This window comes from Nostoc sp. (genome assembly GCF_036917465.1).
In the GTDB taxonomy this organism is placed as follows: domain Bacteria; phylum Cyanobacteriota; class Cyanobacteriia; order Cyanobacteriales; family Nostocaceae; genus Nostoc.
In genome coordinates, this window is record NZ_JBALDL010000020.1 from 31386 (window position 1) to 52684 (window position 21299).

The window sequence follows — 21299 nt, forward strand, 5'->3', positions numbered from 1 at the left end:
AGTCCCCAGTCCCCAGTCCCCAGTCCCCAGTCCCGAAGCAGCGAACACCGCTACGGCAACGCTTATGCCGCGACAAGTTGAAGCCAGTAGGTTAGCCGTACCATTGATCCATCATAATTTGCTCACACCTTGCGATCGTTTCCTACGCCTCGGATAGTCCGAGAGCGATAAATATTAATTGCAGTTAATACCTTTTAAGTTGGGAAAAAATTCTAGAGCTGCACAAGATACCAGCATCGGATCTTCAATGGGAGGGTTTGTATGTGCAACAATGTGAGCAGCAGTAACTTGTTTCAGAATCCACGACAAATTCTCTTTTCTGGAATTAGCAATTCTTTTTACCTGAGTGTAAAAATATTCCCCACGATTCAAACGATTAGAACCTTGTTTTGCATCACAGCTATAAGTATCATGTTCATCTGAGAGAGATTTATTGTCTTTTGTACCCAAAATTATAGTCATTGGTGTGCTGAACACCGTTTTTAATTCCACAGGTGGTAGTTGATTTCCAGTCTCTTTTCTCAAGCCACAAGGATACTCCATATATTTATCAGGTATAGTATAAGAACCAGCTTCTGCAGCAACAGCTTTTCTGATCCGTGCATGAGGCATAAAAATAATCATCCGATGTACAAATTGCGCTCCAGCAGAATGACCGTATATATAGTAAGTACTTAACTGAAGTTTTTCCCTCTTCTTCACAAAATCAAAAATATTTTCAATATCTGAAAATGCCCATTGATCTTGAGATTTTAGTTGAGCAAGGGATTTTGTAAAAATATTTCCCAAATTATAACTAGCATATCCTGGAAAGTTATTTTGTGTAAATTCAGGGGCAAGTAATATCAAGTTTGTCTGCCTATCACTATAGATTTTTCTCCAATCATTTCTATAATCTCTAGCATTACGTTTTTCCCCATGCATAGCAAAGACTATTTGAGTATTTGAATCGACTTTACTCGGCAGAAAATAGTACACAGGAATAGAGAGTTTCTGAGCTTTAACTTGATACAAAAAACACCCTTCACCTTTTGTCAATAATCTTGAATGACAATTCTCTTGCTCAATTTTTGGTGAATCAGCCTGAGATACTTGAGCTAAATAAACAAAATAAAATAAAAGGAATATTTTAGTAGTAAGAGCAACAAATCGTTTCATAAATAACAATTATAAACTACGCACAACCTCTTAATTATCAAAACAAAATTCAGGAGTGAGGAGCAATGCCCTGACTTGTACTGAGCGCAGTCGGAGGGTTAGAAAATAGGCATGAATTTTGTCCGATTGGCGGACTAATAAATGGGTTTAAAACCCACGCCAAATCTACGAATTGGTGGTACAAGAATTCAGTCACGGGTCTGAATCGACTACTGAATTTATTCTGACTCCTGTTAGCAAAGTGGCGAGTAGCCCATTCTGACTTCTGAATTCTTATTCAATGCAGTCTTCTTGGATTTATTCATAGAGGATGTTTTAAAAGTGGTTGGCTGTAATTTTAGGCACTTGCTGATCCCCCCAACCCCCCTTAAAAAGGGGGGCAAAGTCTCTGAAAGTCCCCCTTTTTAAGGGGAGCCACTGCGGTCTTGGGGTCTCCCCAAGTGAAGCAAGTGGCGTGGATTTAGGGGGATCTAAAACGTTTGGCTACCAACCAGAGGACTTTTAAAACATCCTCATAATTAACACTTTTGGCGTACTTTGTAATTAGTAAGTAAATAGGCGTAATTAAATATAAGATCAAACATCACCCTCAATCCCTCTCTTTAGTAAAAAGAGGAAAGCCGGAGGCAGGGTGAGGTTTTATATTTAATTTGACTCACTTACTTAGTAATCAGTCATTATATGGTAGTTTAATGGTTAAAAATAATTTTTTAGGCTCTTTTAACGTCAGGGGTTATAAGTTCCGAATCTAATGTGCAGTCTTTCGTAAGTGATATTAAGGAAAAAAAGTGGAATTTCAGAAATTATTGTATGTTTTTACCTTAGTAAACATTGCTACCATAGCTCTAAGTGTTCCTGTATTCGCTCAAATCACACAGATTTCCTCCAATTCTTCACAGTCAAGTTGTCGTGTAACTAAAGTAGATACTCCAGTTTTCAAAGAACCTTCAACATCATCCACCGCTATCAGAATATTATCGGCAAAAACAAATATTTCTTTAGCATATATACCAGCTAGTGGAGATAAATTTGTCAGAATTAAATCTCCGACTTCAGGGTTTATTCAAACTGCTGCGTTGAAATTTTGTCAGACGAGTAACAACGCTCAAAACCTGTGGAGTAAACCTATTATTGGCAGTGTATGTCGGCAAATTGTACAAACTGAAACTATCCGTCGCCAACCAAGTACAAAAGGAGATTTTATTACGACACTTTATCCAAACACAATCGTGTTTGTGAACTTGGTTACAGGTAATGTAGTTAAGTCATACAAATCTGAAAATTACATTTGGGTAGAAATCGACCTTTCTAGAAGTTTCCCTGGAGAGTTATCCGGTAATGGTTGGATAGCCAATACTGACTTAGTAAATACTCCTAGATTAAGCAGTCTGGCTTATTGTCGTTAGTAGTTTATTTCGCTTAATATCTGCATTCGGTATGAGTTTATTGTTGAATCTCGCTCCCCAACGCTAGCTCTTAAGGGGCTGGGGGTTAGGTTTGTATTGGACTCAAGCGAGAAGCGCTATATTTGCCTCCTGACAAGAGCATCGCCAGATTGAACATCAAACCAGTGAATATCTTCAGGAGGCAATGTCAGTGTAATATCTTCACTACTCCAATTTTGGTCTGTTGGCAACAAAGCACGGACTGTAATGCCTCCAGTTTGTGAACCCTCAACCCTGACACTGACCAAATAGTGCATACCCAAGTTTTCTATTAGATACACTCGCCCTTGGATAGTTTGGATATCACCTGGTTGGGCAATGCGAACGTTTTCTGGGCGGATACCTAGCACAATCTGGGGTGGTACAGTTGGTATATCTGGCAGAGGTACTTGGAAGTTGCCTAGTATCGCGTATCGTTCCTTACAAGATAGAGTTAGCAAATTCATCTGAGGACTACCAACAAATCCAGCCACAAATAAATTAGCTGGATGGTTATAGATGATTTCGGGCGGGTCAAGTTGCTGGACATAGCCATCGTTGAGCAAAGCTACTTTCGTGGAGAGTGTCATTGCTTCTGTTTGGTCATGAGTAACATAGACCACAGGGACTTTTTGATCTGCAAAAATTTGCTTGAGGTCAGCTCGGACTCGTTCTCGCAACAGCGCATCCAAATTACTTAACGGTTCATCTAGCAGGTACACATCGGCATTACGCACTAAAGCACGACCAACCGCAACCCTCTGGCGTTGACCTCCAGACATTTGACCAGGCTTGCGGTTCATTAACTCTGCTAATCCTAAAATTTCTGCCACTTCTGCCACTCGCTGTTTAATTTCTGTAGGTGGTACTTTTTTCAGCTTGAGTCCAGAAGCGAGGTTTTCGTACACTGTCATGTGCGGATAGAGTGCATAACTTTGAAATACCATTGCGATGTTGCGATCGCCTGCTGACTTATATGTTACATCCACCTCGTTGATCTTAATCTGACCGCGAGTAGGTTCTTCAAGACCTGCAATCATGCGTAGAACAGTTGATTTGCCACAGCCAGAAGGGCCAAGTAAAGTCAGAAACTCATCGTTATCTACTGTTAAGCTAACGTCTTTGACAGGGACGACTTTGGAAGTATAGGTTTTATTCAAATTTTTGAGTTCGAGTTTAGCCATTTTTCTATTTGTCATTTGTCATTTGTCATTGGTCAATAGTTTTTCTTTCTCTGCCTCCCCTGCCTCCCCTATCCTTTAACAGCACCAGCAGTCAGACCTTGGACAATCCGACGCTGGAAAAACAAAACTAGTAAAACCAGGGGTAACGTTCCTATAACAGTAGCAGCAGCGATCGCACCGTAGGGAATTTCAAATACTGTCGCACCACCCAACTGAGCAGCAGCAACGGGAATTGTCTTCATTTCTTCACGGGTCATAAAGGTTAGAGCGAAGATAAACTCATTCCAGGCAAAAATAAAGGTGAGAATTCCAGTAGTCACTAAGGCAGGAAGGGTCATAGGTAGCACGATTTGCCACAGTAATTGAAAGGTGTTGTAACCATCGACCCTAGCAGAATCTTCTAAATCTTTAGGTAATTGTTGAAAAAAGCTTCTGAGTACTAGAATTGTCAGGGGTAAATTGATGGCAGTGTAGGGTATAATCAGCGCCAGATAATTGTTGCCCAGTCTGAGGGCTTGGATAATTTCTAACAGTCCCAGGAACAATAGAATTCCAGGAAATAAAGTCACCATCAGAATGCTAGCGAGGATAGTTTGTTCACCCCAAGGGCGTAACCGTGCTAGAGCATAAGCAGCAGGTGCGCCGATCGCTAAAGCTAAAGTTGTAGAAGTAATCGACACAAAGGCACTGTTGAAGATGTAGCGCCAAAATGGACGACGGGTGAATAACTCAATGTAATGACTAAAAGTGAATCGCGTGGGGAAATAGACAGTGGGAACGGCGGCAATATCTTCGTTAACTTTAAAGGAGGTCAGCAATTGCCATAAGGCTGGCGCTAGGCTGAATAACATTATTAATACAACCGTTATTAACAGCAAGATTTTTTTCAGAGAAAACCTAGTTTTTGCTATTGGTTGGGGAGTTGAACTCATAGCTTAAATAACTCCTGATGTTTTGGCACGGGATTTATTAAGTAAGAAACTAGCGATCGCCACCGCAGCAATTAATATTAAAAATGTCACTACTACCAGGGCTGCTCCATAACCAAAATCTAAGTAGCGCATCACCGTGGAGTAGATGTATAGCGACACCACTTCAGTTGCACCACCAGGGCCACCTCCGGTCATCACAGCAATCAAGTCGAAAATCCCGAAAGCTTGAGCAAATCGAAATAGGACTGCAATTAAGATTTGCGGTAGCAGCAGTGGCAGGGTAATATTGCGAAAGCTTTGCCAAGCATTTGCCCCATCAACAGAGTAGGCTTCGTAAAGGTCTGCTGATATCGATTGCAAACCAGCCAACAGCAGAATGCTGATAAAGGGTGTAGTTTTCCAAACATCAGCAAAAATTGCTGCACTCATCGCCAGAGTTGGATCTCCTAACCAGTTAATTCTAGTTTTAATCAGCCCTAACCGCCGCAGAATATCGTTCACAACCCCAAACTGATCGTTAAAAATCCAAGCCCATGCCAGACCAATTAGAGCGGTAGGCAAAGCCCAAGGTAGAATGGTAATTGTCCGCACTATGCCCCTTCCAAAAAACGCCTGATTGAGAACTAGAGCAATCAAGAGTCCTAGCAGGAGTTCCGAAAGCACAGATGCTGTTGTGAACACAGCCGTAGCCGACAAACTTTGCCAGAAACGGCCATCCCCTGCCATCCGCACATAATTGTCCAAACCAGAGAATACAGGTTGTAGTTCCGTTCCCAAATTCCTAGTGAATACACTTAACCAGAATGCTCGTAAAATCGGGTAGGCAAATACAAACAACAACAGCAATAATGCTGGTGTCAGTAATATCCAAGCAGTCCGTTGTTCCCGGCTTCGGAGTGTATGCGGATTAGTCATTAGTCATTAGTCATTAGTCATTGGTCATTGGTTAATTCTCCCATGTTCCCAGTCCCCAATCCCCAGTCCCTAGTCCCTAGCCCCTAGCAGTCGGCGCGTTTCATTAGCAGCAGCTTGCATTGCTCGTTCTGGCTTTATCCGATTGGATAGTGCAGCGCTGAGATAACGCTGCAAAATATCTGATGTCTGGGCATATTGGGCAACTGGCGAACGTAAAACTGCATTGTCCACAACCTCCAGTAACTGCGGATAGTGAGGGTATTTGGCAACAATCTCTGGGTCTGTAAATAAATCCCGGCGACTTGGCACATAGCCTGCACTTAAAATGAATCGGCGCTGTGCTTCCCGACTGGTAAAGTACTGAATTGCTTTCCAAGCTTCTTCGGGATGTTTAGAAGATTTAGCAATCCCCATACCCCAGCCTCCTAAACAAGCTGCACCAGTCTTACCGTGAGCATGAACCATCGGTTTAATTGCAATTTTGCCTTGGATTGGCGAATTCTTTGCTTGGGCTAAAGGCCATGCATAGGGCCAGCTACGTAAAAACGCTACTTGACCACTTTGAAATAAGCGTCGGGTGTCTTCTTCTTGGTAGGTTGTGACTCCAGGAGGAGAAACGCCCAGGCTGATAGTACTACGCAAAAACTCAATGGCTTGTAATGTTTCTGGTCTATCCAGCCCAACCTCCAACGTTTGGGGATTAACCCAGAAGCCACCAAAACCATTAAGGACTTCCACAAACATTGCCACGAGTCCTTCATATTGTCGTCCCTGCCAAACATAGCCCCAATTCACTCGGCCTTTCTTCTGCAAGGCAAGGGATATTCGCATCAAATCCTCAAAGGTTTCTGGCGGTTTCAATCCTGCTTCTTTGATTAAATCTTCTCGGTAGTAGAGCATTCCCACGTCAGAACGCACGGGAATGCGATACAACTTGTTCTGGTAACGTCCACCTTCTACATCCTTGGGTGAAAATACTGCCAACTCTTGCTTGGAAATGCGATCGTCTAAGGGTAGCAACCATCCAGCAGCAGCAAACTTGGGTGTCCAGATAACATCCATATTCACCAAGTCATAAGGGGATTCACCTAAGATAAAAGATGAGGTGTACAGGTCTTCGAGCAAATTTGTGGCATTCGGCCCCTCAACTAAGTTAATCCGAATGCCTGGGTTTTCAGCCTCAAAATCTCTAATTAAACCCTGCTTCCAAGGTTGGGCATCAGGGGCAGTAATTAACATATTGAGCGTAACTGGTTGCTGCGAGAGCGCTACCCAATTGAACAATACGATCCCCAACAGAATTGCCAAAAAAATCCCTATATGCAAAAAACTTTGTTTTTGGATGAATTTTTGCAACTTGTTTATTGGGTTTTGATACAACATTATCAATGTAGCGATCGCTAATGGTAATAATTATTATAGTTATCTATGAAGGCAACTGTGTTTATTGATTCTCTACAAGTGACAGTTAGTACAAACCTACAGCTGATACGAAGCTGTCAAAGCCACCGCCAAAGCATCCGCAGCATCATCCGGCTTGGGAATCTCATCTAAATCTAACTCCCGCGCTACCGCCTCTTGCACATCTAACTTATCTGCATTACCATACCCCGTCAAAGCTTGCTTAATTTGAGCCGGAGTAAACTCTACATAAGGAAGACGACGCTGGCCCAACACCAAAATCAGTACACCCCGCGCCTGTGCAACCACAATTGTATTTGACATTCGATAAAAGAATAGTTTCTCGATCGCAACTAAATCTGGTTGAAATTCCTCCATCACAGTATGTAAATCATCAAACAAGGTACATAGCCTCAGTCCCATTTCTACATCTGCTGACGTTTTAATTACCCCAAAATCCAGCATATTTACTGTAGTTTCTGGCACTTTCTTGGCAATTTGTGTGCAGGTAATCACCCCAAACCCTAAAGTTGCCAGTCCGGGATCTAATCCTAAAATTCGTTTTTCCATTCAATTCCACTTTTACAAAGCCAGGGTATTGTTTAACTAGAAATACTGGCAATTTTGACCACTAGCTCTTAGTCTAATGGGATAGACAAATATAATAGTTTCACGCCTAGTGTTTTAAACCAAGTGGTGTACATTTTCTGTTAATTATTGTTTGTAGCACTGCTGTAAATCAGGTATGTCAATTGGTTTTCTCAGACAAGCCCTCAACGCCCTGCAAAAGCAGTCGCGTTCTCGTACTTCCTATCGGGTTAACCAGTGGTTCAAATGGTTATCCCCTGGACTATCGGTAAAACGTTGGTTGTTGATTAGTGTTGGAGGTGTACTGCTAGCGAGTTTGGGGTTAGCTATCTGGATTAAGCTGACCCCAATTTTTTGGATAATCGAGTTGTTTCGGAATTTCCTGGGAGTAATCACCAACATCTTACCCAACTATATCAGTGGGCCTTTGGTGCTGCTTGGCGGCTTGCTGTTGGTGCTTTGGGGGCAAACTCGCACTGTAGGCTCAATTACTAAGGTATTAAGGGCAGAAGGGGGAGAAGAACTTATCGATGTCTTGTTAGCACATCATCGATTGTACCGAGGCCCGAGAATAGTGGTAATTGGTGGTGGTACAGGACTTTCTACGTTATTGAGGGGACTGAAAACCTACAGTGCTAATATTACTGCTATTGTCACTGTCGCCGATGATGGTGGATCTTCTGGGCGGTTGCGTCAAGAATTTGGAGTGCTACCACCAGGAGATATTCGCAATTGTTTGGCTGCGCTAGCAGATGAAGAAAAGTTATTAACAGAATTGTTTCAATACCGTTTTCGGGCTGGAGATGGGTTAACAGGTCACAGTTTTGGCAATTTGTTTTTAACGGCAATGAGTGATATTACTGGAGATTTAGAACAAGCAGTTGCAGCTAGTTCTAAGGTGCTAGCCGTGCGGGGACAAGTGCTACCAGCAACTCTCAGTGATGTTCGCCTCTGGGCAGAATTAGCCGATGGCCGTCGCATTGAGGGGGAGTCTAGTATTCCTAAAGCTGGGGGGAAAATTGTCAAAATTGGCTGCATTCCCGAGAATCCTCCGGCTGTACCAGCAGCAATTAAGGCAATTAAAGAAGCTGATTACATCATTATTGGCCCAGGTAGCCTTTATACAAGTCTCATTCCTAATTTATTAGTACCAGAAATTGCCGATGCGATCGCTCAAACAAGTGCCCCCCGTATTTATATCTGCAATATCATGACTCAGCCAGGAGAAACTGAAGGCTACACTGTTGCCGATCACATTAGAGCAATTGATGCTGCTTGTGGGCAAAGACAGCTATTTGATGCTGTGCTAATCCACAAAAAATCCCCCTCAGAACAATCACTCATCCGCTACGCCCAACAAAACTCCCATCCCGTTTCCCTAGATAGAGAAGCTGTAACTCAACTAGGGCGAAGGATTGTTGCAGCTAATGTTTTATATGAAGATGAAACGGGTTTTGTCCGTCACAATCCGCAGAAACTAGCACAAGTATTGTTGCGGTGGTACGGTAGAGGTCAGCCCCTCCGGGGAATTCAAAATTCAAAATTCAAAATTCAAAATTAGGGAAGATGAAAATTTGTTATTTGTCATTTGTCATTTGTGAATAAGCAATGCTCAATGACTAAAATAATTTTGCTATGAAAATTTTTCTTGCAGATACAGAGGCAACACTACGCTTAGGTATTACTCTCGGTGAATCCTTGACTCCTGGCAGTGTAATTTTACTAGAAGGTGATTTAGGCGCTGGTAAAACTACCCTAGTTCAAGGGATTGGCAAGGGTTTGGGAATCGCTGAACCTATTGTCAGCCCCACTTTCACCTTGATTAATGAGTATACTCAAGGACGGCTCCCCCTTTATCACCTGGATTTATATCGCTTAGAACCACAAGAAGTTGCAGCCCTAAACTTAGAAAGTTATTGGGAAGGCGTTGAAGTCATGCCAGGAATTGTGGCGCTTGAATGGGCGGAACGATTGCCCTACAAGCCAGATAGTTATCTAAGTGTGAGTTTAACTTATGAGGATGGGGGTACTCGTCAAGCCGAACTCACACCATTCAATTGTGTCATTAACGAACTCAAAGTAATTTGTAATGATTAATAAAATTGCTCTGTATTCTTCAATTACGAATTACGAATTAGCAACTATTTGGTCATTGCTGCCATTTAAGCTCATCTCCCAACTTAAGCAGGACTTACGCAAAAATAGCTAAAAAGTTTAATTTATCGTTCGCGTAGCGTGCCGGAGGCATACCGCCAAGTCCCCTTCTCTACGAGACACTACGTGAACGCGCAGCATCTCGTTAGAGAAGGACGCAGAGAATTCGTAGAGTGTGCGTAAGTCCTATTAAGTATGAGAAATCCCACTTTATTGAACACAGTACCATAAAATTTCTGTAAATAGTCGAGGGAGAAATCCATGCTCGTTCTATCTACCACTACCACGCTCACCACTGTCAATCACTAACATTGTTATCTAAAGCCAAAATAAATGAAAATTTTTGTAACAGTAGCTTTATTGCTGAAATAATCAGTTAAAAAACTGATTTAGATAGTGGATGAATTAAGAAAATGTAACCTGTTGTTGGGTTTAATGAGAGTTTTGCATAACTTAGTCAGCTTGGTTTAACCCGATTAATTCTCTACTGTCATTAAAAGAATAAATCTGGATTATTTAGCGGCCAAAGCTAGTAGAGAAAAGTTAAACAACATCAATGTCTAACTTTTCCTTATACTTAATATACCCAAACAAAAGTCATAATCTATACACAATAATACTGATTTATCAATGTCTAAAAATCAATTTAAGTAATTTTAGACATCTGTAATGAATACTGATGTTAACAATTTTAAATAAAACATCTCGTATTTTTACATAATTTTCGTAGAAACACGAGATGTTTTATCCTATATTTAGTTGACATTAATTCGCATAAGTGAATGCACTAGTTATCTTTAATGAAAGAAGCGATCGCTTCTTTTATTGGATAGCCAGAATCGTCTCTGGTATAGTAAGTAAGACCTTTATCAATGAATGCAGAGGTAGTATCTATTAACTGCTGAATAATCTCTGGACTAGTGTTATCTATTTCTTCAGTGACTTGTTTGCCTGTAAATCGGTTTTTTCGGTCTTCTGGAGGTAATACAATGCGAGGATCTTTATAAGTCTCTTTTGGCTTAGGCTTAAATGTCTCATTTAAGTCAAATTGAAGACGTAAGTAACGTTTAGACTCATATCCACCCATAATTTGTCGGCAAATCGTACTATCAATCTCAGATGTCGGTTCCATAAAGATATTAGTCAGATTTTGTACCCAGTCTAAGCCTCTCCATTTGCTTATTTGCTTATATTGATATGGTTCACCAGTTTGACCTGTACCAATAGAAAGGATAGAAATATCGTCTAATCGCAGATTATCCAGTTTATATTTTTGTTTGATTTCTAAAGATACTGAAGATAGTGGAGATTGACTAATCCTCATAACTAGACTCAATGCTGCAAGACAGGGGTTGTTAGCAGAAACTCCTCCATCAATGTGGGGAAATTCCCAATCACCAAATTTATCTTTATCTAGAGGTTCTAATTTATATGGTGGGAAAAAAGTAGGGGCTGAGGCAGAAGCGGTACATATTTCCCATAAATAACAGTCATCGTACCATCTGTCTCCTAAATCAGGATGACAGTTTGTAAAAAAGGTTGTATTCCGATATAGAGTATCGTAAGCAAGAATCAAGATAATAGGTTTTTCAATATCCTTTATTTTTGTGGATTTATACGCATCTTTAAGGACGCTAATAATTCCATCATGAGAATATTTAGATTCTGAAAATACCTCAATAATTGATTTGATAATAGATGGCAAGTTTTTATAGCGATCTTTTCTATCGGGCGGAAATATTTCTTGACCTCTATTTGTATACAGTTTAATAAGTTCATCACTCTCTTTTCCTACTGCAATCCCTCCTGCTAATATTGAACCAGTAGAAGTGCCAGCAATCAGGTCAAAGTATTCGTGTAAGAAGTTTCCTTTGCCCTGATTTCTAATTTCTTGTTCTACTTGTTGAAGTATTTTTGCTGCAATGACTCCACGAATACCGCCACCGTCTAAAGCTAAAATTTTGAAGGACATAGCAATTCTCCTTGATTATTTCTATAGCTATTAGGACTTACGCACTGTACAAAACAATCATGTTGTGAATCAACGTAAATAGGCCGTTTCAGGTTTTTAAGTAGGTAGGCGTAATTAAATATAAGATCAAACCTCACCCTCAATCCTTCTCCTTAGGAAGCCGCAGGCAGGGTGAGGTTTTATATTTAATTTGACCGACTTACTTATTAATCATTCATTGATGGTAAATAGATCCGTGTCGTAGGGGCAATTCATGAATTGCCCCTACGACGGATCTGGTGGTCTAATCTTGACCCTGGATAGATGAAAATCTTGCCCGTTTAAGTATGGCTTTGATGGATAATTATTTGTCTATTACGTAATATTAAATAAATATTTGCTACAAGAAAGTTAAAGCTTGACCCCGCACTTGCGTGTTTACTTGACCTTTATCATAAGCTATCTCACCACCAACAATGGTGGTTGTAGCCCAGCCGGTAAGGTTCCAGCCTTCAAAGGGACTCCAACGGCATTTGGTTAAAAGTTCCTCACGCCGGACTAGACGGTATGTGTTTAAATCTACAAGCACTAAATCGGCATCATAACCAGGTGCGATCGCTCCTTTGTTGGGAATACCATAAGCTACAGCTACATTTTTAGACATCCAGTTTACAACTTGGGCAACAGTACACTTTCCTTGCATTGCCGCAGTTAACATCAAAGCTAGGGAAGTTTCCACCCCAGGCATTCCTGAAGGACTATTGGGGTATTCTTGAGCTTTTTCTTCTAAGGTGTGGGGTGCATGATCTGTAGCGATGAAATCAATCACGCCATCGCGCAAAGCTTGCCAAAGGACTTGGTTATCGTGGGGCGATCGCAACGGTGGATTCATCTGTGCTAAAGTACCAATCTTTTCATAAGCACTAGTGTTCAATAACAAATGCTGTGGCGTTACCTCTGCTGTCACCCAACTAGGTTTATTCTGACGCAGTAAATCTGCTTCTTCGGCTGTTGACATGTGGAGAATATGCAGACGACGTTGATATTTTTCAGACAGTTTTAATGCTAGTTGAGTTGCCAACAAAGCCGCTTGATTATCTTGAATTTGCGAGTGAACGGCTGGATCGTGGATATTGGCAAATTCTTGGCGACGTTGGTTGATTCTAGCTTGATCTTCGGCGTGAACGGCTATCAAGCGATTACCTTTAGCAAATATAACCTCCAGTGCTGTTTCACCATCAACCAGCAATTGACCATGCATCGACCCCATAAAAATTTTAATTCCCGGTGTGGGATTGGCCAAAAGCAAGTCTGGGAGATTCTCTGCTGTTGCCCCAATAAAAAAGCCATAATTAACCAAGGACTTTTGTGAGGCGCGTTGTAGTTTGTCGTCTAAAGCCTGCTGTGTCGTTGTTAAGGGGCGCGTATTAGGCATTTCTAAAAAGGAAGTGACTCCGCCTTTAGCACAGGCACAACTGGCAGTGAATAAATCTTCCTTGTGTTCTAGTCCAGGTTCGCGGAAATGTACCTGCGGATCGATAACTCCTGGCAACAAAGTTAATCCTTCTGCGTCAATTTCAGTGGCTAGTGCTGTTTGGGAGATTTCTGGCGCAACTTCGACTATTTGGCGATCGCGCGTCAACACATCCCCAATCATTAGTTCACCATTGGGTAGAATTATGCGAGCGCGGCGAATCAGTAAACTTTTTGAAGATGACATAGGACTAACTTTGTTCACAGAGGGAGCTATATATTACAGACAACTATGATTTTAGGCTAAACTTAGTCGCGCTCTCAGTGTTAAATTTTTGCCGCCTGTTAAAAAAGTTTATTTTTAATCTATGAAGAACTTCGCCAATCAATTTTGGATTTCGGATTTGGGATTGACTTTATCCTACAGGACTTACGCAAAAAAGTTCTGAAGTAGTGGTAATTCATGAATTACCGCTAGGACAAATCAGGTTTTTGAGACAATTTTGCGTAAGTCCTATCCTAGAAAAGATACAGCTTGGGAATTTGAAATTGGTTTCGCCCACCAGAGGCGAGTTATAACCCAAATAAAATACCCCAAATCTAAAATCTACAATCTAAAATTGGTAGCCAAGATGCGAACATAACTAGAAAATTAAAGTTTTCTCGTTAAGATTAACAGATAAAGTCTCACTAGGCAGTTAATTACCTACATGTTTCCTTCAGTTAAGTAATTTCATGCAAAACAAAGTGTCTGATAATAACTCTAGTCAACAACCTGATAATTCCTGGATCGCAGAGCTAGGTAGAACAATTGTATTAAGTATTGTTCTAGCTCTGGGAATTCGTACCTTTGTTGCTGAAGCACGCTGGATTCCTTCTGGATCGATGGAACCAACTCTGCATGGTACGCCAAACCAGTGGGAGGCAGACAAAATTATTGTCGATAAGTTGAAATATAAATTTGCCGATCCGCAACGCGGAGATATCGTAGTATTTTCACCTACGAAAGAGCTACAAAAAGAACAATATCAGGATGCTTTTATTAAACGGGTAATTGGCTTACCTGGAGAACAGGTACAACTGAGAGATGGCAAAGTTTATATTAACAACAAACCGCTACCAGAAGCTAATTATCTCGCTTCTGGTCAAACCACAGTTATTGATGTTTGCCAGTCAGGGCCACAGCCACCTTTTTTGGCAAAACCCCAGACTATACCAAATGATTCATACTTAGTATTAGGTGATAATCGCACTAATAGTTATGATGGCCGCTGCTGGGGTGTTGTCCCCCGCCAGAATATTATTGGACGGGCTGTAGTTCGCTTCTGGCCTCTAAATCATATCGGGGGAATAGATAAATCGCCAGTATATCCATAAGTTAACAAAATTAGTAACAAGATAATTTTAGATTTTACAGGACTTACGCAAACAATGCCCGAAAAGAAAGATTTCGATGTAGGGGCAATTGATGAATTGCCCCTACCGTGTATAGTTTTGCGTAAATCCTATTTAGATTAGGGACTGCTAAATCACCAATCTAAAATCCAAAATCGCTATGATGCCTTACCTAGCCAAGATTTTACTATATCCAGTTAAATCACTTGATGGTATTGAAGTTGAGAAGGCTGGAGTTCTTGCCAGTGGCGCACTACAGCATGACCGCGAGTTTGCTATTTTTGACGAACGGGGTAAATTTGTCAATGGCAAGCGTCATGCTAAAATCCATTTATTAAGGGTGCAATTTGCACTCTTAAATAGAACTATCTCGCTGCAAATTCCAGGTGTTGACTCACAACAAACTTTTCATCTGGATGACGAACGGCAAGCGTTAGAAGCAACTTTGAGTAATTATTTTGAGTTTGCTGTCACATTTGGGCAAAACTCTCTGATGGGCTTTCCTGATGATACACACTCACCAGGCCCAACGGTAATTAGTACAGCAACGTTGGCAGAAGTCGCTTCTTGGTTCCCTGGTTTAAGTGTAGATGAAATCCGCCGTCGAATGCGTGCCAATATCGAGATTGATGGTGTACCAGCATTTTGGGAAGATCAGCTATTTAGTCAACAAGGTGATTTAGTTTCTTTTCGAGTCGGGGATGTGGATTTTTTTGGGGTTAATCCATGCCAGCGTTGTATAGTTCCAACACGCGATTCTTACTTAGGCGAAGCTTACCCAAACTTTCAAAAAATCTTTGCAACTCAACGACAAGCAACTCTACCTAATTGGGTTGTTGCATCACCTTTTAATCACTTTTACCGATTGAGTGTTAATACCCAATTGCCCCAATCCTCAGCCGGAAAAATTTTACGAATTGGCGATAAAATTGACACATTTATCCAATAAAATTAACATTTATTCATCAGAAAAATACTAAGTAAATTTTCTTGGATTTTTTTGTTTTTACTGTGTTATTTGCATGACAATTTTAAAATTGTTGTAGTTAAATATAGGTTTTTGTACAATTCCAGAGATTTTGAAACAAAAAATCAAGACCTCAGTAATTAGAAATTAAATTTAGGATTGGGTGTTAATGGCAACCTGAATTTTTGAATGGCATACTATACCTGATCGGTTAAATTTTGGTTTATCCACTGAAATGTACTGAATATATTGCCAGATAAAACTAAGCAAATTTAAGCCGCGATATCTACGACAGACTACGCCTACCGCAAAGTTTAAAATTGGGGGTTTGAGAAACTTAACTAGTCAGACAAGTATACGAACAAAATTCTTAATGCTTTTTTTATACTCAATTTTTTCAGGAATTTCACAATACTTCTTGGTTAAAGGGTAAGAGTTTAAATTCATTCTTTACCATTTTCTCTAAAATCAATTTCCAAATTGCATTAAAGCATCGATTCAGTAATCAAAAAATCTGACTCCCTAGCCCGCTTTCCGAAATTACTGAATTGAGGTTGTATGTAACCCACATTCCGCACCCCCTAGTGTCACAGGCGGTTATTACGGAGGTAAATTGATGAAGAAAGAGTAAAAAAATACATTTATCTATAAAAAAATAAATTTTAGGTAGGAAAGTTGATTCAGATGTGTTCTCAATAAGAAGCAATAAATAATGAGAGTGGTTTTTAGAACAATAAATAACATAATTTTATGTTTAAACTATTGAGACTTCATCATAACTTATGTCTCTCCAGAAATAAACTTAAAAACAGCATTATAAATTAAGCTCATTAATTTTATTAATGAGTCTAATTATATGATTAAAGTATTCATAATATCGATAAATTAACTTATATATCTGTAGTAATTACGGCAAGCTTCTGGGAGGAATAAGAGAATGTACTTCATCTCAGATGTCAAATTATAAAAGTCTGTTTCTTATTGAAAAGTAACAAGATGAACTGATTGAAAACATTGAAATATCCACCGCATTGTTGGATTGTTGATGGCTTTGCCCAATTGATTTTTTATACTAGAGTTTAAGGATTTTAAAGCAGCCCTAATTTCTCTTTGTGCTAGAGTATAGACTAGCAGACATAACCCCATTATCATTGCTAATGCCTCTATTCTTTCTGGGCTTTTCAGGAAAATACTATGTGCTAAAAATAAAGGATTTTTGAGAAAACTAAATCCTCGCTCACAGGATTGCTGCGCTTTATATTCAGACAGCATTTTCTCTTTACTCAGTTCTTTTTCTGATAAAACATTTGTGGCAATTATAAACCTTCCTGCACTTAATATTTCTTGGTCAATAACATCCTTTTTTTCATCAACAGTTGCTAAAATTTGATAGTCTTTAGACTGATTTTCTTCTTTGATATCGGATTTTTTTTCGATAACTTCGATATTTTCTATTTGATGATATTTAAATTCTTTACTTATTTTGGTTAATTCCTTTCTAGCATCAGCAGCACAAGCAAATTTTTCTTGCGACAGCTTTTTTAACTTAGTTTGAGTATTACTCAAAGCTTTTTCTATTTTCTTTGATAATTTCTTTAAGTCAGATTTTTTTCTATCTTGACTTTGCACAACTAACCATCTTTGCTCTATATCTCCATAAGTTATTTTCTTGTCGGCATAAGAATATCCGGCTTTTTCACTTTTCACAAATTCCGATTCTGCTAAACTCATTACTAAGCTTTTTGCTGACTTTATCGTCAATGGTACTCTAGTCAACCATTTTAAACTCGACATTAACTTGATATTTGATTCTGTATATAATGCACTATCTGCTACTATCAAACTATCAACTTGTATCCTTTTTTGATATTCGACTGCTATTTCTCCAAATTTTTTAGAATCAACTTCATTTCCTGATACTGATTTTATATATATTGGTATATCTCCATCTCCTGAACATACTAATTGTGTAATAAATTGTTTTAAATCTGGACGATGATCTCTAGAATAACCGTAGGTCAGCTTGATCGCTTGAGGTGATTGGCTCTCTTCATTTTCTAGTGAACCTGATTCTTTTTGATTCTTAAATATTACTGATGGTAAACTATTTTCATATTCTCCATCTACATGAAAGGATGTTGAATCCAAGTGTGATGATGAGAGTGATATCTGATATATTTTTACTGCATTTAAACTAATTGCTAAAAATACTGTATCTAGTCCTTTTATGAATAGTTTATCTAATACTCTACCCAATTTATCATCATTGAGATATTCGGCTTTTATTCCTTCACCAATTAAATGTTCACAGCGCAAAGTGGGCGGTGTCGGTTTCCGTCCCGTCCAACTTTGCAAGAGGAGCGATTAATTCAAAAAATTTTGGAAACATATATAACGGCTGTGACATCATACTTAAACCGTTTAAAATCATCGCTTTTACTACCTTACCTGCACTGACTTTTTCTTCAGACTCTGACCCTACTAAATTATTAATTATTTCTACAATCCCTATTGAATCAACTATTCCTGCTACTATCCCTAAATGGTCTATCTTCTTCAATTCCAGGTCTTTTGTACTAAACATGGCAACAGAAACTCCACCAAAGTATCTGTTAAAATTTTCTCATTTTTCTATTGATTCAAACCAGGTTTTTCTCTTTTTATAGTCATTGAGCATAAAGCTTTCAATGATTTTGAACCAAGTTTTCCATCAAAATAACCTAAAAACCAAAATTTTGCACAAAGTCCAAGTTTTTTGACTATATATCTAATTTAATAGCAATAATTCCTATTTAGATCTAATAAATTCTAGTCAATTCTCCCACTCATTAGTTCCTATGTACTAAATATATCCGTTTCCTTGGGGTATGACACTGGGGGGTGCGGAATGTGGGATGTAAAGATTAGTTATCCAAGAAGTATTGAGAAATGTCAGAGTCAAAGTGATGACACACCGTAAATTGTATCGTATAAAATGTAGCTGACGTAGCAAAAAAGCCCCGAATATATGCTGGGGAAGAATTAAACAACAATGTTATCCAAACTTCAGCCCATTAAATCTCTTAATTGCTTAGTTGACAAAGTTTAGGCCAAGATACCCCTAAAGTATGTTCTGATTGTCCCCTTTATATTGCAAATTTTTGGGGCGGTGGGACTTGTGGGCTATCTTTCGTATCGCCAACAGCCTTGGCTCTCCCTGCGGACATCTCTGAGGCATGGGAGAATTGTTACAAGCAACACACGATCGTTATTGCCCTCACAGCTAGCGCCTTTGAAAAAGATCGCCAGAAAATTTTGTCCATTGGCTGCGACGATTTTATTCGCAAGCCATTCACACAGGAAGTATTATTGGAAAAACTGAGCCAACATCTGGGTGTAAAGTATACCAATCAAGTAGAAAATCTAAACATAGCAGTTACCGAGCAAGCTACACAGATATTTGTCAGTATTGCTGAACTTTTAAGCCTTTTATCGCAAATGCCATCTGATTGACTGCAAAAGATCCACTATGCCGCAGCTAGTTGTAGTGATGAACTAATTTTACAGTTAATCCAGCAAATTCCCTCAGATCATGTTCAGATTGCCCAAGCTCTCAGGGATTTAGCAAATAACTACCAGTTTGAAAAAATTATGGAATTGACTAGAACAAACTTAGAATGAAGTACGAGCATTTAGACCCTAATAAAAAAGATATTTTGATCGTTGACGATATGGCGGATAACCTGCGGGTTTTATCCTCAATATTGACAAGGGAAGGGTATACAGCACTTACGGCAGCTATGAGGTACATTCTCAAAGCTGAAAGCTATGATAGAAGAGGGGCAAGAGGAAAACTGTATTGCATAATAGCCGGAAGCGCTGTAACGTTCGGAAAGCCTTAAACTGGCAAATGGCGCTGACAGCAACTCAAACACTGTTGCCCGACCTGATTTTACTCGATATTTTGATGCCAGAAGTAGATGGCTATGAAATTTGTCAGACCTTTAAAGCTTGGGAGCTAACAGCCGATATTCCGGTGATTTTTATTAGCGCTTTAGATGATGTTTTTGACAAACTTAAAGCTTTTAGGGTAGGTGGTGTAGACTATATCACCAAACCTTTTGAGTTTCAAGAAGTTTTAGTGCGGGTGCAAAATCAACTGGCATTGAGATCGGCACGATTAGAAATATTAAAACTAAATATTGAACTGGAATATCGGGTAAAGGAACGAACTGGGGAGTTAGAAAAAGCTCTGCAAAAACTTCAACAAGAAATCAATTCCCGCCAGAAGTTGCAAAGTCAACTGCTAGATATAGCGTTGCATGATTCACTGACTGGATTACCAAATCGAGTTTTGTTTATGAGGCGACTAGAGAACGCTCTCAACCGGGCAAAGCAAGAATCTAATTATCAGTTTGCGGTACTTTTTTTAGACTGCGATCGCTTCAAAGTTATTAATGATTCCCTTGGGCATTTGGTGGGAGATGAGTTACTGATAGCGATCGCTCGTCGCCTACAAGCATGTTTCATACCTATTGATACTCTAGCACGATTGGGCGGTGACGAATTTGGAATTCTCCTAGAAAATATCACAGATATTAACATCGCAATCCAAGTTGCTGAAAGGATTCTGCAACAGCTATCACTTGCTTTTAAACTGTCAAGATATGAAGTATTTATGAATGCCAGTATTGGCATAACATGGGGTAATAAAGATTACGAGCGCCCAGAGCATTTACTACGTGATGCTGATACGGCAATGTATCGAGCCAAGGCTCAAGGAAAAGCCAAATATCATGTTTTCAATCCAGCGATGCACGAGGAAGCTATTCAGCTTTTAGAGTTAGAAAATGACCTGCGAAGGGCTGTTAAAAGGCAAGAATTCGTTGTTTACTATCAGCCAATTATTTCTCTAACAACAGGCAGAATTTCTGGATTTGAAGCCTTAGTGCGCTGGCAACATCCGATTCGTGGTTTAGTTGCTCCCACAGAATTTATTCCTGTAGCAGAAGAAACAGACTTGATTAATGCTATAAATACTTGGGTATTAAAGTCAGCTTGTAATCAATTAAGCATCTGGCAAAATCATCCAGTGACACCAGAGCCTCTAACTATGAGTGTCAATTTGAGTGCTAAGTTATTTTTGCAACCGAATTTTGTAGAACAAATCGATCGTATAATTTATGAAACTAAAATAAATCCTGCATATTTAGAATTAGAAATTACAGAAAGTGTAATAATGGAAAATACTAATCCAATTAAAATAATTTTTAACCAATTAAAACAGCGAAAAATAAAGTTGATTATGGATGACTTTGGTACAGGATATTCCTCTTTGAGCTACCTGCACAGCTTTCCTTTAAATGCACTCAAAATTGATAAATCTTTTGTCAAACGTATGCAACATAATAAAGAGAATATGGGGCTAGTACCAGCAATGATTGGCATTGCCAACTCAATGGGCATGAGTGCGATCGCTGAAGGTGTCGAAACACAAGAACAGTTAGCCATGTTGAGAAGTTTAAATTGTAATTTTGCTCAAGGATATCTATTTTCTCAACCCATAGAACAACAATTAGCTATTAAGTTACTTGCCGCAGTACCTCAATGGTAGCTATCAAGTAGCAATTGGTGAAAATATACTTATTGACGATCGGCTAGATAATTTATACGTGCTATTTAATATACTGCTATAACTAGCCTATCAAGTTCGTAAAGTTCATCAATGGCCAAGAGTTTTGATTGTTGACTATCCTCTCAGCCACAGTGAGAGTTAGA

The 21299-nt window shown here is 39.4% G+C and carries 13 protein-coding genes and 3 pseudogenes; 7 read left to right on the forward strand and 9 right to left on the reverse strand.

The window, feature by feature from the left end; all coding sequences use genetic code 11:
- Positions 1 to 174 precede the first annotated feature (174 nt).
- Positions 175 to 1158 (reverse strand): hypothetical protein, encoded by a 984-nt coding sequence (locus V7K38_RS04005; RefSeq protein ID WP_334855629.1) that lies wholly within the window; start codon positions 1156 to 1158, stop codon positions 175 to 177.
- A 788-nt stretch (positions 1159 to 1946) separates the two neighbouring features.
- On the opposite strand from V7K38_RS04005, the gene V7K38_RS04010 reads away from it, so the two are divergent.
- A complete protein-coding gene (locus V7K38_RS04010; RefSeq protein ID WP_334855631.1) occupies positions 1947 to 2564 on the forward strand; it encodes a hypothetical protein in 618 nt (205 codons plus the stop codon).
- Between the two features lie 116 nt (positions 2565 to 2680).
- Here the strand turns inward: V7K38_RS04010 and V7K38_RS04015 are convergent, their stop codons facing one another.
- The 5 genes from V7K38_RS04015 to ruvC all read right to left on the reverse strand — a co-directional run bounded on the left by V7K38_RS04015 (position 2681) and on the right by ruvC (position 7584).
- Positions 2681 to 3766 (reverse strand): ABC transporter ATP-binding protein, encoded by a 1086-nt coding sequence (locus V7K38_RS04015; protein ID WP_334855855.1) that lies wholly within the window; start codon positions 3764 to 3766, stop codon positions 2681 to 2683.
- Positions 3767 to 3834: 68 nt separating this feature from the next.
- Positions 3835 to 4698, reverse strand: coding sequence for a carbohydrate ABC transporter permease (locus tag V7K38_RS04020; RefSeq protein WP_334855632.1), 864 nt, complete (start codon positions 4696 to 4698; stop codon positions 3835 to 3837).
- A 3-nt stretch (positions 4699 to 4701) separates the two neighbouring features.
- Positions 4702 to 5613 carry a carbohydrate ABC transporter permease gene (locus V7K38_RS04025; RefSeq protein WP_334855633.1) on the reverse strand — a complete coding sequence of 304 codons (912 nt, stop codon included), beginning with the start codon at positions 5611 to 5613 and terminating at the stop codon, positions 4702 to 4704.
- 69 nt (positions 5614 to 5682) lie between these two features.
- Positions 5683 to 6996 (reverse strand): ABC transporter substrate-binding protein, encoded by a 1314-nt coding sequence (locus V7K38_RS04030; protein ID WP_334855634.1) that lies wholly within the window; start codon positions 6994 to 6996, stop codon positions 5683 to 5685.
- A 96-nt stretch (positions 6997 to 7092) separates the two neighbouring features.
- The gene (ruvC, locus tag V7K38_RS04035; RefSeq protein ID WP_334855635.1) at positions 7093 to 7584 is read right to left on the reverse strand and encodes a crossover junction endodeoxyribonuclease RuvC; all 492 of its coding nucleotides are present in this window, start codon (positions 7582 to 7584) and stop codon (positions 7093 to 7095) included.
- Between the two features lie 175 nt (positions 7585 to 7759).
- Between ruvC and V7K38_RS04040 the strand changes: the two genes are divergently transcribed.
- Entirely contained in the window at positions 7760 to 9163 is a 1404-nt protein-coding gene (locus V7K38_RS04040; protein ID WP_334855636.1) for a gluconeogenesis factor YvcK family protein, read from the forward strand.
- A gap of 74 nt (positions 9164 to 9237) precedes the next feature.
- Positions 9238 to 9699 (forward strand): tRNA (adenosine(37)-N6)-threonylcarbamoyltransferase complex ATPase subunit type 1 TsaE, encoded by a 462-nt coding sequence (gene tsaE, locus V7K38_RS04045; protein WP_334855637.1) that lies wholly within the window; start codon positions 9238 to 9240, stop codon positions 9697 to 9699.
- Positions 9700 to 10543: 844 nt separating this feature from the next.
- Here the strand turns inward: tsaE and V7K38_RS04050 are convergent.
- On the reverse strand, positions 10544 to 11728 hold the full coding sequence (locus V7K38_RS04050; protein WP_334855638.1) for a patatin-like phospholipase family protein: 1185 nt from the start codon (positions 11726 to 11728) through the stop codon (positions 10544 to 10546).
- 379 nt (positions 11729 to 12107) lie between these two features.
- Entirely contained in the window at positions 12108 to 13427 is a 1320-nt protein-coding gene (locus V7K38_RS04055) for a dihydroorotase (RefSeq protein WP_334855639.1), read from the reverse strand.
- 488 nt (positions 13428 to 13915) lie between these two features.
- Here V7K38_RS04055 and lepB point away from each other — a divergent pair, with 488 nt between their 5' ends.
- Both lepB and V7K38_RS04065 read left to right on the forward strand, forming a co-directional pair.
- A complete protein-coding gene (lepB, locus tag V7K38_RS04060; protein WP_334855642.1) occupies positions 13916 to 14557 on the forward strand; it encodes a signal peptidase I in 642 nt (213 codons plus the stop codon).
- 181 nt (positions 14558 to 14738) lie between these two features.
- Positions 14739 to 15524, forward strand: coding sequence for an MOSC domain-containing protein (locus V7K38_RS04065; protein ID WP_334855856.1), 786 nt, complete (start codon positions 14739 to 14741; stop codon positions 15522 to 15524).
- A 903-nt stretch (positions 15525 to 16427) separates the two neighbouring features.
- Here V7K38_RS04065 and V7K38_RS04070 read toward each other — a convergent pair.
- A pseudogene (locus V7K38_RS04070) lies at positions 16428 to 18126 on the reverse strand (IS1634 family transposase).
- Between the two features lie 656 nt (positions 18127 to 18782).
- On the opposite strand from V7K38_RS04070, the pseudogene V7K38_RS29555 reads away from it, so the two are divergent.
- A pseudogene (locus V7K38_RS29555) lies at positions 18783 to 19202 on the forward strand (response regulator); the annotation flags it as partial.
- Positions 19199 to 21135: pseudogene (locus tag V7K38_RS04080) on the forward strand (GGDEF/EAL domain-containing response regulator). The pseudogenes V7K38_RS29555 and V7K38_RS04080, both read left to right, overlap by 4 nt.
- Positions 21136 to 21299: the final 164 nt, after the last annotated feature.

Coding starts and splice junctions, on each gene's coding strand:
- V7K38_RS04015 (WP_334855855.1), bottom strand. CDS start 3,766: ATGGCTAAACTCGAACTCAAAAATTTGAATAAAACCTATACTTCCAAA.
- V7K38_RS04065 (WP_334855856.1), top strand. CDS start 14,739: ATGCCTTACCTAGCCAAGATTTTACTATATCCAGTTAAATCACTTGAT.
- lepB (WP_334855642.1), top strand. CDS start 13,916: ATGCAAAACAAAGTGTCTGATAATAACTCTAGTCAACAACCTGATAAT.
- V7K38_RS04030 (WP_334855634.1), bottom strand. CDS start 6,996: ATGTTGTATCAAAACCCAATAAACAAGTTGCAAAAATTCATCCAAAAA.
- ruvC (WP_334855635.1), bottom strand. CDS start 7,584: ATGGAAAAACGAATTTTAGGATTAGATCCCGGACTGGCAACTTTAGGG.
- V7K38_RS04020 (WP_334855632.1), bottom strand. CDS start 4,698: ATGAGTTCAACTCCCCAACCAATAGCAAAAACTAGGTTTTCTCTGAAA.
- V7K38_RS04050 (WP_334855638.1), bottom strand. CDS start 11,728: ATGTCCTTCAAAATTTTAGCTTTAGACGGTGGCGGTATTCGTGGAGTC.
- V7K38_RS04055 (WP_334855639.1), bottom strand. CDS start 13,427: ATGTCATCTTCAAAAAGTTTACTGATTCGCCGCGCTCGCATAATTCTA.
- V7K38_RS04005 (WP_334855629.1), bottom strand. CDS start 1,158: ATGAAACGATTTGTTGCTCTTACTACTAAAATATTCCTTTTATTTTAT.
- V7K38_RS04025 (WP_334855633.1), bottom strand. CDS start 5,613: ATGACTAATCCGCATACACTCCGAAGCCGGGAACAACGGACTGCTTGG.
- V7K38_RS04040 (WP_334855636.1), top strand. CDS start 7,760: ATGTCAATTGGTTTTCTCAGACAAGCCCTCAACGCCCTGCAAAAGCAG.
- tsaE (WP_334855637.1), top strand. CDS start 9,238: ATGAAAATTTTTCTTGCAGATACAGAGGCAACACTACGCTTAGGTATT.